This is a genomic window from Paludibacter propionicigenes WB4, assembly GCF_000183135.1.
Lineage (GTDB): Bacteria > Bacteroidota > Bacteroidia > Bacteroidales > Paludibacteraceae > Paludibacter > Paludibacter propionicigenes.
This window is the reverse complement of record NC_014734.1, coordinates 1,104,732-1,116,976: the sequence shown is the minus strand read 5'-3', so window position 1 is coordinate 1,116,976 and position 12,245 is coordinate 1,104,732. Positions and strand designations below refer to the sequence as shown.

Sequence of the window (12,245 nt, the reverse complement as noted above, 5' to 3'; positions counted from 1 at the left end):
CTCATATTTAGTTATGCTGAAATCGCTACACATTTCAAATTATGCTTTAATCACAGAATTAGATATTGATTTTCAATCTGGTTTTTCGGTTATAACCGGAGAAACCGGTGCCGGAAAATCGATTATTCTTGGTGCTTTGTCTCTTATTTTGGGACAACGTGCCGATTCTAAATCTATCAAAATTGACGCGGAGAAATGTGTTATTGAGGCTGAATTTGATATCTCCAATTATACCCATCTGTCAGATTTTTTCATTCAAAATGATTTGGATAATGAAGAAAGCAGTTGTTTGATTCGGCGCGAGTTAACAAGCAGTGGTAAATCCCGGGCATTTATTAATGACACGCCTGTTAGTTTGAATGTAATACGCGATTTGAGTAACAGACTTCTTGATATTCATTCGCAGCACGAGAATTTGTTGCTTTCGAATGTGGGTTATCAGTTGGATGTTGTGGATACGATTGCTCAGAACTCTGTGCAGTTAAATGCTTATCGTCAGTCGTATCAACTGTGGCGAAGTCTCCAATCTGAACTCAAACAGTTACAGAAATCTGCCGAAAAACAAGCCTCTGATTTGGATTACATACAATTTCAGTTTCAGCAACTCACAGATGCAAAATTAGATGCTAATGAGCAAGCAGAACTGGAAATGGAGCAGGATACATTGAGTCATGCCGAAGAGATAAAAACCCAACTGCTGAAAGCCGGTCAGTTGATGAGCGATGAAAGCATGTCGCTTGATTTACTTAAGGAAACCATTCAGGCCGTATCGCATATTAAAGCTTATATTCCTGATGGCAACGACTGGTATGAAAGGTTACAATCTGCATTCATAGAACTGAAAGATATTTCGTCTGAAATAAGCTCATACGAAGAACGTGTAGAGTTTAATCCGGAGCGCTTGTCAGTTGTTGAAAGTAGACTGAGCGAGTTGTTTACGCTTCAAAAGAAATATAAAGTAACATCGGTTGCCGAACTGATTGAGTTGCGCGATGACTTTGGCAAACAGCTGCAACGTATTGAATCGTTTGATGAAGAATTGGAAATGCTGAATGTAAAGCTAGCGCAGGCACATGAGCAATTAGAGTTGGATGCACAATCTTTGACCAAAAGCAGGCAGGAAGCTTGTAAACCAATAGAATCATATCTGGTGGAGCAGTTGATTAAGCTGGGAATACCAAATATACAATTTATAGTTGAAATTAGCCCTGAAAGTGAATTTACCGAAAACGGAAATGATCAGGTTCAGTTTCTTTTCTCTGCAAATAAAAACCGCGCGCCTCAGCCGGTTACTCAAATAGCATCGGGAGGTGAGGTGTCTCGTTTAATGCTGTCGATTAAATCACTTGTGGCTCATAAAGCAGACTTGCCAACCATTATATTTGATGAAATAGACACGGGAGTGTCCGGTGAGATAGCACATCGTATGGGCGAAATAATGCGAACTATGAGTACAGACATGCAGGTGATTACCATTACTCATTTACCGCAAATTGCAGGGAAAGGTGCACAGCACTATTCTGTATTTAAAGATGATACCGGACTTCAAACCCAAACTCATATACGAAGGCTAAATGATGAAGAACGCCTGGTAGAATTGGCACAAATGTTAAGTGGTAAGAACATTACTGAAGCTGCTTTGAAGAATGCAAAGGAATTACTTCAAAATTAGTTGCTTTACTAATTTTATATAGAATAAAAAACTCCGATAACTTATTGTCTATCGGAGTTTTTTTTATCATTTCCCTTGTTTCTTTTTCTGTTTAAGTTCCGCACGCAGCAGTTTTCTCGCCAATTTTTCAGCATGCTTGGCTTCACGGGCTGCTTTTCGTTCTTCTATTACCTTTTTAAGGTACTCTAAGTAAGAATCAATATATCTTTTGCGTTTGGTTTCCAATAGATCGGCCATTGTAATCATAATTCCTGATTCGTAAACCGAACCAAAATCGGGGTCAAAGATAGAACCAAAAAAGCGCATGGTGTCAGATAATCCAATATAGGCATTAAACATCGACGGAATACAAACTCCCTCGTGTCTGATGGTTTTTTGAAGCGTTTTGTAGTCTGAAGATGAATCATTTCCTACAAATATTTTTTTAGCCACCTGTTCATTCTCGAGACTTACATGAATTGGTTTTTTAGGACTTATCATGCTATCCGGATCGGGGAAATAACGATACATGTATTCGTAAATCAGTTCGCGAGCTGTAACAGGATAATGATCGTAGATGGTAACTTTGCCAATAAAGTAGCGAGCCTTTTTTACTGTATGAGTCAAAGCTCCAAGCCCATCCCACAAGTTGTCAAGTGCGAAAAGGCTTTTGGTACCCATTTTAGAGGTTTGATAATCGGGTTGAACAAAGGCTCTACCCAATTCGACTGTATAAGGAAGAAATTCTTTAATAAATTTGTCTGAGAATGTGAATAAATGAGACATCACAAACTTAGGTTGTCCTTTTTCATCGAAGTCTACATCGGCTCCGGGTAAATAACGATATCCTCCAATTATTTCCAGCGCGATCGGATCCCATACAATTAGTTGATAATATGGTTTTTCCATGTAATCATATTCATCCGTATCAATTTCTTCGCCTGTGCCACCACCGCTCGACCGAAACGAAATTTCACGTAAGCGTCCAATTTCACGCATGACATTAGGAGAATCGTGTGCAGTAGTCACGTATATCTCGTTATGAGCTTTATTGGTGGGTCGTAAAAATTTGTCTGTCGAAAGTTCTTGCTTTAGAATTTCTTTGTCAACTGGTGGTATTATTGGTTTCATTTATAAAGAATACATTGAAAATAGCTTCGTGTAGTATTGAACACAAAAGTAGTTATTTTTTGAAGTATGTTTATACACAAATAAAGGTTTTTTATGTGACATTTGTAAGAAAAGTTGTGTGTATTTTAGAATCTTATTAGTTTAATGCACAGTATTGATTTTAATGTGCAGGAAATGCGTTTGTGCATTCCTATTATGCTATAAGCCGGAAGACAATGCGCATGCATATTCTTGTCTTTCTATCAGCAGCAAGCCAATGCATGCGTGCATTTTCGTCCCGCAGTCAGCGGCAAGCTCATGCATACATGCATTTTCGTCCCACAGCCAGTTTGACCAAAATACACAACAAAAAACGCTTCCAGGAATGAATCTTAGAAGCGTTTGTAAATATCCTGTTGGAGTTTTATATTCTTTTTATATTTGCACCCAATGCATTCAACCTGATGTCAATATCCTGATATCCCCGATCAATTTGGTCGATATTATGAATGGTACTTGTTCCTTCGGCACAAAGTGCTGCAATTAGTAACGCAATTCCGGCACGAATATCAGGTGAACTCATGGTAGAAGCGCGTAGATGAAGATGATTTCCCTGTCCGATTACAGTTGCCCGGTGTGGGTCACATAAAATAATCTGAGCACCCATGTCTATTAGCTTATCAACAAAAAACAGGCGGCTTTCAAACATTTTCTGGTGAATGAGTACACTCCCTTTTGCTTTGGCAGCAACAACCAGAAAAACACTGAGTAAGTCTGGCGTGAGTCCGGGCCAGGGTGCATCGGCAATTGTCATGATGGAACCATCGATGAACGATTCTATGGTATAGTTTTTTTGATAGGGAATAAAAATATCATCGCCTCGTTGCTCTAGTTGAATACCCAGTCGGCGGAAACTGTCAGGGATAATTCCCAGTTCGTTGTAGGCTACATCTTTGATTGTAATTTCAGAAGCTGTCATAGCAGCCATTCCAATGAAACTACCTACCTCAATCATATCGGGCAAAATACGATGCTGGCAGCCGTTCAGTTTAGTCACTCCTTCTATTGTCAGCAGGTTTGAACCAACTCCCGATATTTTCGCCCCCATGGCATTCAGCATCTTGCAGAGCTGTTGCAAATAAGGTTCACAGGCTGCATTGTAAATGGTGGTAATACCTTCTGCCATTACAGCAGCCATCAATATATTGGCAGTTCCGGTAACCGATGCTTCGTCGAGCAACATGTAGCAACCGGTTAGCTTTTTGGCTTCAATTTCGTAACGTTTCGCCGATGGGTCATAATGAAATTCGGCGCCAAGTTTTTGAATTCCTATAAAGTGAGTGTCTAACCTGCGACGTCCGATTTTATCGCCTCCGGGTTTTGGAATAATGGCTTTGCCAAATCTGGCAACGAGTGGGCCGACAATCATAACCGAACCTCGTAAGGATGCACTTTTACTGTAAAAATCTTCTGTCTGAAGATAATCCAGATTGACCTTGTCTGCTTTAAATGTGTAGGTGTTTGCGTTTTCCCGTTTGATATCAACCCCCATATCTCCTAGTAGGCTTATGAGATTATTTACATCAAGTATATCCGGGATATTACTAATGGTAATGCTTTCGGAGGTAAGAAGTACAGCACAAATTACTTGTAATGCTTCGTTTTTTGCACCTTGTGGTGTTATAGATCCTGAGAGTCGACGACCACCCTCAATTTGAAATGACGACATAGATTATCGGTTGTCAGTCATCAGCTATCAGCTATCAGTCATCAGTCATCAGCCATCAGTTATCAGTCGTCAGTTTTAGTTATCAGCTATCAGTTATCAGCTATCAGTAGGAATTAACTGATAACCGCTTTCTAATCACTGTTCACTGTTCACTGTTCACTGCTCACTGTTCACTGTTCACTGCTCACCGTTTACTGCTCACTGTTCACTGGAGTTATTTTTTCTTTTTAGGCTTATTTTTTTGTTGAATAACACATCTCTCGATTCAACTAACTTGAAAAAATCTTCTGAAATATCGAGCTTTCCTTTAGATAATTCCCGGAGGTCATCAAATATCTTTCGATCGTCAACCACTTCTTTATTCCAGGTAAGAAAACACTTTTTCATCTGGTTTGCAATCAATCGAATCAGTTCGTTTTTTTCTTCACCATCAGGGTATTCAGCAACTTTTTCGATCATTTCTTCCAACGTACGTCCGTAATGTTGGTAGCGAATGCGGGAATTTTTATAAGGAATGGATTCAGGGCGGGTATATAAATTTTCTTCCTGGAGGATCTCGTATGGAAAATCAATATCCAGTTTAAAACCGGACATAATTGCCACGTGATCCCACAGCTTGTGTTTAAAATCATTTACATCGCGCAGGTAAGGGAACAGATTACCCATGATGTTGATAATTGTTTTTACGCAACGGGTACGTTCTTCGCGATCTTCAATGGTGAGCGCATGAGCCACCATTTGTTGTATGTTGCGCCCATATTCGGGCATTATTAGTTTACCTTGTAAGGTTGTATATTCCATATTGTGTTGAGTGATATGATAGGATACAAAAGTAGCTATTTTTTTTGGATGTAACATCTTATGCTTGTCAACATTTCGTTCTTTCGCCTTTTCCGCTTTATTATTAGATTTATAAAGATTAAATCCCAATGATTTTACCTTATCTTTGCAATATGAGAAATAATATTGCCCAAATTGATAATACCCTTAAAAGCATGGGTATTGAATCGCTCAATGCTATGCAGGCGGCTACTATAGCTGCTGATGAAAAGGATCAGGATGTTATACTGCTGTCACCAACAGGTTCTGGGAAAACGCTTGCATACCTCATACCTTTGCTGTTGAGTCTTAACCCGGATATACAAAAAGTTCAGGCTCTTGTTCTGGTACCAACGCGTGAGTTGGCTCAGCAAATTGAACAAGTTTGGCGAAGTATGAGCACAGGTTATAAAGTAAATATATGTTTTGGAGGACGTCCGTCGAATGCTGAGAAGCGGGAACTGGCATTTCCTCCTGCAGTGCTTATCGGAACACCCGGTAGGTTGCAGGATCATATTGAACGCGCTAATTTCGAAATTGATGCTATCCGGACGCTTGTGCTTGATGAATTTGATAAATCGCTCGAAATGGGATTCACAGACCAGATGGAAGCAATTATTAGCCGAATACCGGCACTAAACAAGCGGATACTCACTTCGGCAACAGATGCTGTTGCAATTCCACCTTTCACAGGTATTCAAAATCCTATTCGGCTCGATTTTTCAGAGAAAGACAGAGTTTTGGCTGGGTTGAAAATCTTTTCGATCAAAGGAAATAATAACGACAAAATGGATTTGCTTTACCGTTTGTTGTGTTACCTGGGAAATGACTCATCGTTGGTGTTTTGCAATCAGCGCGATACGGTAGAAAAAGTAAGTGCCTATTTGACAAACCGTAAACTGAAAAACGAATTCTTCCACGGAAAATTAGAGCAACCAGAACGCGAAAGGGCTCTTTCCAAGTTTCGTAACGGAAGTTGCACTACATTTATTTCAACTGATTTAGCTTCGAGAGGATTGGATATTCCTGAAATCAGAAATGTAATTCATTTCGATGTTCCGGTTCGCAATGATGAATTTATCCACCGTAACGGGCGCACGGCGCGCATGAGTACCGAAGGGTCTGCTTTTGTACTTTTATCTGCCACAGAAGATCTTCCGGGTTTTATTACGCCTTTACCAACACCTTTTGCATTGCCACTCATTGCTTCTGCGCCACCAAAACCCGAGTGGGCAACTCTATACATTGGAAAAGGAAAGAAAGACAAACTCAGCAAAATGGATGTCGTTGGGTTTATGTTTAAAAAGGGTCAGTTGGCAAAAGAAGAGTTAGGTATGGTGGAGGTTAAGGATTATTATTCGTTTGTCGCAATTAAAATCGACAAAGTCAATGATGTATTGAGATTGGCTGGCAATGAGAAAATCAAGAATATGAAAACCAAGATTGAGCTTGCAGAGTAGTGCTTAATTTATCTTGGTTATTGATGTGAATTAGTGAGGCTATCTATTAGGTGATAATCGGTAATTAGTCATTTAACTGTCACGAAATCAATTAAAAAGAATATCCCAATTTTTTTCTGTATCTTTGCATTCAAGATAGATGTATAAATCTCCTTCTCGCCAGTTGAGTTTGCAGTAAACTGGTTCTTAAGAAAGCTTTCTCCTGTCTGAAATAGTATCTCTCTTAGTTCAACCAGAACTCTTCCAACATTATAAAAACTAAATAATTGAATGGCAAAATCCCAAAATGCATTTATTAAACAAGAAAACGAAAAGAAACGCTTAAAAAAGCGAAAAGAAAAAAAAGAGCGTAAAGAAGAGCAACGATTAAATCCTTCGGAAGGAGGACTTGATAATATGATTGCTTATGTCGACGAATTTGGCAGATTGACCGATACGCCACCGGATCCGACTAAAAAACTCAAGGTTGATGCTTCAACTATTGAGGTTGGTGTGCCCAGACGCGAAGAAGAGTTTGTTTCTCCGTTCAGAAATGGACGTGTAGATTTTTATGACGATTCTAAAGGCTTTGGATTTATAAAAGAAACCGGAACTCAGGAAAAATTCTTTGTTCACGTAAATAGCTGCTTACAAGCAATAAAAGAAGGTGATTTGGTTGATTTTGAGCTTGAACAAGGCAAAAAGGGATTGAATGCAGTCCGTGTAAAGAAAACAGTATAACTTCTGATAATAATGAATAATGGCTAGTCCGGTAAACCTATATTGTTTTACGGGACTAGCCATTACTTTTTATCATTTCACATAGAATCGGGTAGTGCCGCTCCAGCTTTTACCAGATTCTACGGTCTGAAATCCGGTGATGTTTTTCGGTAAGTTCAGATTTGGAGCATTGATAGCCCATGTCTGAGGTTCAGGGCAAACCCAGTCTACCTCACCACCATTATTCCACAGTGTCCAATGTTTAAATTGGCTATCAACTTCATAATAAACGCTTATATTATCTTTAGTATTGGTCAATATCGCTCCATGATAAGGTTTTTCGTTGTCGATTAATGCTTCGTCTGTCAAAGCAATTTCGATAGGTTTTCCGGTAACAGCCATGCCTTCTGTCCGAAGTAGTGATTCTTCGTCCGATAGATTTAAAAGATTGCCTGTAGGCAGACCTCTCTCAGATAATTCCCAGCGTTTGCCTGCCGAAAGGCGAAGTTTGTAATCCGATTTATCAGTGTTTTTTGAAAAAGGGAGTAGGATAGGAGTATGGTAACCGACACCTAACGGCATAGACTTCGCACTGTTATTGCAGAAAGTGACTATGTGTGTCAATTCATTGTCTGTGAGTATAAAACGCATTTTGCACACAAAGTCATGCGGAAAATCAAGGAAAATATCATTGTTAACTTTATTTGAGAAGAAACTCGCTTCAACTTCTGCAGCATCGTCCGAAATGCGTGTGCGTGTAATGGTAAACGGCTGAGATTTGATGATGCCGTGGTGATAGTTATTTTGAGCAGGTATGGTAATAGGATATTGGTATTCTGTTCCTGCATAGGTGTATTTACCATCTTCAATCCGATTTGGGGGAAACAATAAAGGAACTCCAAAAATTTGTGGTCTGTTCAGGAATGTTTCCATTTCTTCAGCGGTTGGTGTACGTAGTATATCTATATCCAACTCTTTATTATATAGTTTTACTAAGTTGGCTCCAACCGAAGGTACAATTATGGCTTCATATACCTTTGTCTCCAGTAAAACGGCATCTATTCCCTGCCACGAAATTTTTTCAATTTTCATTATTTTTCTATTATGTAGATTGTTGTTTGTTTGGATTTTTAAATTATTGCAAATTTAATCAATTGAACCGGAAACACTGACATCTTGTTCCATTTTTACGTAAATGTTTTTTATACAAAATGAAAGAAGGCGTATACAATTAAATGTATACGCCTTCTTTAAGTATTCGTACTTTATTTTTGATTAATTGGCGGGGCTAAACTCTACACTTGCATCAAGGGTAACTTCGTCGCCAACCACTGCAGCTGCATATTTGTTACCAATACCGAAATCAGACCGTTTTACAACTCCTTTTATTGTAAAAACTGCAATTTCTTTTTTATTCATTGGATTCGTAACTTTTCCTTCGAATACTACATCAAGCACAACGCTTTTAGTTACTCCGTGCATGGTTAGATTTCCTGTCAGTTTATACTGATTTCCTTTTATTTTTTTTAGTCCAGTGCTTTTGAATGTCAGGGTTGGATATTTCTGAGCATCAAAAAAGTCTTCACCTTTAAGGTGGTTGTCTCGTTGTTCCTGATCGGTGTTAACACTGGCAATCTGGGCAGTCAAGTCAACTTTAAGGTCGCTGTAGTCTGCTTTTGAAGTAGATGCTTTAGCTTCAAATTGTTTAAAGTTCCCTGTAACGTGCGAAATCATAAGATGCGATATATTAAACCCTAGTCTGGAATGAGATGCGTCAGAAACCCATGTTTGAGAGAAGGCTGAAACAGCAAATAGCATAAGTACTATTGAAAAACCAATTTTCTTCATAATTTTTTTATTTTTTGAGTAATGTTTTTTGTTGATTAAGTTTGTTTATTTATTATGCTTTAAAAAACGCTCAATCGTCTATTTTGTTCTGTTGAAAAACGTTATTTTGTGTTTGTTACAAATATATATGAATAAAAAATCGTCGTATAGCTCAAATATGAGCTATACGACGATGTAAATAAAGGCTTTAGAATAAGAATCTAAAAATAAAGATCTCCGAAGAATTCCGGACGATGAAAGTCAGGCTTTGGAGTTTGTACCGGATTCCATGTTACATAATGCGGAGAATCGGTGCCATCAGCACATTTATAGAAATTTCCTCTGATTTTTTCAGGCAAATTGTTTGGGTCGATACCCATAATGCGTAATGGAATTTTGACCGTCAGTTCCCATTCAAACATACCTTCCATTTCTTTAAAAGCACGCCGCCCTAACGATGGATATCGTTTTATCATTGATAGCTCTTCTTTGCTGTAGGGTGTTACATCCGAGTTTCTTGCTAACCTTTTGGAAGCTTTGCATGTGCCGATACAATTGAATTCAAAATTCATGTATTTGTCACTATTCGGAACCTGACAAAAGAACTCAACACAGCTATCCTCATTCACAGGATCCTGATCGTTGGAGTATATGGCGCGTAGCATACTGCCCCTTACCGAATATTTGATAAAAATACTATCGCTAGATCTGGCAATATTAAATAACGTAATAGGTCTGTATGGATATTCAGCCTTCCAATTCAATATTTCTATGTTAGAAGCTTCACCAAATGTATCAAGAATATCTCCCGCTGATTCGATATCTATATCATTCAAAGCTTCTGTAAATCGAATAACCAAGCTTTTCATTTTTGTATATTTGTAATTTTCTGCAATATTACCCAATAATTTCGATAAAATGATTTTTTTCTATAATAATAAATAGTTAAATTAATGCTATCTAAAAGAAAAAGAGGCTGTTTATTTACAACCTCTTTTTCTCTAAGCTTAATTTTGTCCTGACAAATTACTTTTGCTTATCAAAAGATAACTTATTCTTTAATTTCTCAATTGCTTGTTTATGAGCTTTTTCAAAGTTTGTTTTCAAATCGTCAACAACTTCTTTCACTGAGAAAATTCTTGGAGCTAAATAGGCGTTGCTGCCTGCAAAAGCATATCCTTTGTCTAAGTTGCCTTTGTAAGCATTGTAAAGTGCAACAATTATGCAATATGGAACTTTTTTGTAATCGCATGTACGAAGACAATCGTATGGGCATGATTTTGGTCGGGTCAACCCCAACTTTACTTTATCCAGAAACACATTGCTGAGTGCACGGCCCGGCATTCCCACAGGACTTTGAATAATTTCAACGTCGTTTTCTTTTGCGTTTACATAAGATTGTTTAAACTTATCATCAGCGTCGCACTCATGTGTAGTCACAAATCGACTGGCAATCTGAACTCCTTTGGCTCCTAATTCCATAAATTTATACATATCCTCTCCGGTATAAATACCGCCGGCAGCTACTACAGGTATTTCCTGGTTGTATTTGTCTTCGAAGTAAGACACTTCTTTTACTACCTCAGGAATTAGTTTTTCAAGCGAAAAATTAGGATCACTGATCTGCTCGCTTTTAAATCCTAGATGACCTCCTGCTTTTGGTCCTTCGACCACTATTAAATCGGGCAGGTAATCGTACAGCGTTTTCCACTTTTCGCAAATAATTTTTGCAGCTCTGGCCGACGAAACGATAGGAACCAGTTTGGTGGTGCAACCTTCTGTTCTGAATTTAGGTAAATCCAGCGGTAAACCGGCTCCTGCAAATATTACATCGGCTTTTTCTGCAATAGCTGTCTTAACCATTTCATTGAAATTGGTCAAAGCCATCATGATGTTTACTCCAATAATACCAGAAGTTTTTTCTTTTGCTTTTTTAATTTCTTCTTTCAACCCACATATACAGGCTTCCATATAGTCTTTCGCTGTATTGCGATAGATGAGCCCCAGTCCCGCACAAGAAATTACGCCTACTCCCCCTTCATTTGCAACCGCAGACGCTAATCCATTTAAGGAAATTCCAACTCCCATTCCACCCTGAATAATGGGTATGCGAGCAGTAAGATTTCCAATTTTTAAATTATTCATTTTGCACATTTTGATGATTATTGTGCAAAGATACATATAATTGAGCATACATATTGATTCAAGTGCATTATCCGTTTTGTATTTAACAGAAATCATGTTTAAATTTCCGTTTTGGTATAATTATAAGTAAAATGCGAATATAAAAGCTTGCAAGGATTGAGTAAATGAAGGAAAAATGAGTAAAAAAGCAAGATATAATCAAAAAATAATGGACGAATGATATATCTTTGAGGGCAAAAACAGAGATATTGAACAAATGAATTTTACGGCTATTGATTTTGAAACGGCACATGCTGAATTTCCGTGTGAGATAGGACTTACGAAGGTTGAGAATGGGATAATAACTAAAAGCCAGTCATGGTTAATAAAGCCGGCTTGTTTTCCGTATATGAATCCGTGGAATCAGCGTGTTCATGGAATTTCCTCGGCTGATGTTTCGTCAGCATCTACCTTTGAGGAGCTTTGGGGTGAGTTAAAGCTTTGGATTGAAAACGATTATTTGGTTGCGCACAATGCAGCCTTCGATATGCGTGTGTTGCGTTCAGTGTTGGCTTATTATGATTTGGCAGTTCCCCGGACAGAGTATTTCTGTAGTGTTAGTATATCGCGTAAAACGTGGAAACATTTACCTAGTCATTCGCTGGGGGTGGTGAGTCAGTTTCATAATATTAGTTTTAATCATCACCGGGCAGGCGATGATGCGAGAGCATGCGCCATAATTGCGTTAAAAGCTTTTGATAGTGTAAATGCATTAAATGTCAGGGATGGATTAAGTAAGTTGGGAGCGTCGTTAAAGAAACTATGA

The 12,245-nt window shown here is 38.4% G+C and carries 11 protein-coding genes; 4 read left to right on the top strand and 7 right to left on the bottom strand.

Annotation, left to right across the window (positions count from 1 at the left end):
• The first annotated feature begins 13 nt into the window (after positions 1-13).
• A complete protein-coding gene (recN, locus tag PALPR_RS04575; protein WP_013444446.1) occupies positions 14-1,672 on the top strand; it encodes a DNA repair protein RecN in 1,659 nt (552 codons plus the stop codon).
• Between the two features lie 66 nt (positions 1,673-1,738).
• On the opposite strand, the gene PALPR_RS04570 is transcribed toward recN, so the two are convergent.
• The 3 genes from PALPR_RS04570 to PALPR_RS04560 all read right to left on the bottom strand — a co-directional run bounded on the left by PALPR_RS04570 (position 1,739) and on the right by PALPR_RS04560 (position 5,291).
• Positions 1,739-2,782, bottom strand: coding sequence for a glycine N(alpha)-acyltransferase GlsB (locus PALPR_RS04570; protein ID WP_013444444.1), 1,044 nt, complete (start codon positions 2,780-2,782; stop codon positions 1,739-1,741).
• A 403-nt stretch (positions 2,783-3,185) separates the two neighbouring features.
• Positions 3,186-4,490: a UDP-N-acetylglucosamine 1-carboxyvinyltransferase gene (murA, locus tag PALPR_RS04565; RefSeq protein WP_013444443.1), complete on the bottom strand. Its 1,305-nt coding sequence runs from the start codon at positions 4,488-4,490 to the stop codon at positions 3,186-3,188.
• A 198-nt stretch (positions 4,491-4,688) separates the two neighbouring features.
• Positions 4,689-5,291, bottom strand: coding sequence for a DUF4290 domain-containing protein (locus PALPR_RS04560; protein WP_013444442.1), 603 nt, complete (start codon positions 5,289-5,291; stop codon positions 4,689-4,691).
• 152 nt (positions 5,292-5,443) lie between these two features.
• Between PALPR_RS04560 and PALPR_RS04555 the strand changes: the two genes are divergently transcribed.
• Positions 5,444-6,769, top strand: a complete 1,326-nt coding sequence (locus PALPR_RS04555; RefSeq protein WP_041620676.1) for a DEAD/DEAH box helicase — start codon at positions 5,444-5,446, stop codon at positions 6,767-6,769.
• Positions 6,770-7,039: 270 nt separating this feature from the next.
• Positions 7,040-7,489, top strand: a complete 450-nt coding sequence (locus PALPR_RS04550) for a cold-shock protein (RefSeq protein WP_013444440.1) — start codon at positions 7,040-7,042, stop codon at positions 7,487-7,489.
• A gap of 72 nt (positions 7,490-7,561) precedes the next feature.
• Here PALPR_RS04550 and PALPR_RS04545 read toward each other — a convergent pair whose 3' ends face one another.
• The 4 genes from PALPR_RS04545 to PALPR_RS04530 form a co-directional block, all read right to left on the bottom strand.
• On the bottom strand, positions 7,562-8,560 hold the full coding sequence (locus tag PALPR_RS04545; protein ID WP_013444439.1) for an aldose 1-epimerase: 999 nt from the start codon (positions 8,558-8,560) through the stop codon (positions 7,562-7,564).
• A 183-nt stretch (positions 8,561-8,743) separates the two neighbouring features.
• On the bottom strand, positions 8,744-9,316 hold the full coding sequence (locus tag PALPR_RS04540; protein ID WP_013444438.1) for a YceI family protein: 573 nt from the start codon (positions 9,314-9,316) through the stop codon (positions 8,744-8,746).
• 200 nt (positions 9,317-9,516) lie between these two features.
• Positions 9,517-10,164, bottom strand: coding sequence for a carbohydrate-binding family 9-like protein (locus tag PALPR_RS04535; protein WP_013444437.1), 648 nt, complete (start codon positions 10,162-10,164; stop codon positions 9,517-9,519).
• A gap of 157 nt (positions 10,165-10,321) precedes the next feature.
• On the bottom strand, positions 10,322-11,440 hold the full coding sequence (locus tag PALPR_RS04530) for an NAD(P)H-dependent flavin oxidoreductase (protein WP_041620673.1): 1,119 nt from the start codon (positions 11,438-11,440) through the stop codon (positions 10,322-10,324).
• A gap of 256 nt (positions 11,441-11,696) precedes the next feature.
• Between PALPR_RS04530 and PALPR_RS04525 the strand changes: the two genes are divergently transcribed.
• Entirely contained in the window at positions 11,697-12,245 is a 549-nt protein-coding gene (locus PALPR_RS04525) for a 3'-5' exonuclease (protein ID WP_013444435.1), read from the top strand.

What these genes read in the sequence shown, in the direction of transcription:
- recN (WP_013444446.1), top strand. Translation starts at nt 14, where the DNA reads ATGCTGAAATCGCTACACATTTCAAATTATGCTTTAATCACAGAATTA.
- PALPR_RS04570 (WP_013444444.1), bottom strand. Translation starts at nt 2,782, where the DNA reads ATGAAACCAATAATACCACCAGTTGACAAAGAAATTCTAAAGCAAGAA.
- murA (WP_013444443.1), bottom strand. Translation starts at nt 4,490, where the DNA reads ATGTCGTCATTTCAAATTGAGGGTGGTCGTCGACTCTCAGGATCTATA.
- PALPR_RS04560 (WP_013444442.1), bottom strand. Translation starts at nt 5,291, where the DNA reads ATGGAATATACAACCTTACAAGGTAAACTAATAATGCCCGAATATGGG.
- PALPR_RS04555 (WP_041620676.1), top strand. Translation starts at nt 5,444, where the DNA reads ATGAGAAATAATATTGCCCAAATTGATAATACCCTTAAAAGCATGGGT.
- PALPR_RS04550 (WP_013444440.1), top strand. Translation starts at nt 7,040, where the DNA reads ATGGCAAAATCCCAAAATGCATTTATTAAACAAGAAAACGAAAAGAAA.
- PALPR_RS04545 (WP_013444439.1), bottom strand. Translation starts at nt 8,560, where the DNA reads ATGAAAATTGAAAAAATTTCGTGGCAGGGAATAGATGCCGTTTTACTG.
- PALPR_RS04540 (WP_013444438.1), bottom strand. Translation starts at nt 9,316, where the DNA reads ATGAAGAAAATTGGTTTTTCAATAGTACTTATGCTATTTGCTGTTTCA.
- PALPR_RS04535 (WP_013444437.1), bottom strand. Translation starts at nt 10,164, where the DNA reads ATGAAAAGCTTGGTTATTCGATTTACAGAAGCTTTGAATGATATAGAT.
- PALPR_RS04530 (WP_041620673.1), bottom strand. Translation starts at nt 11,440, where the DNA reads ATGAATAATTTAAAAATTGGAAATCTTACTGCTCGCATACCCATTATT.
- PALPR_RS04525 (WP_013444435.1), top strand. Translation starts at nt 11,697, where the DNA reads ATGAATTTTACGGCTATTGATTTTGAAACGGCACATGCTGAATTTCCG.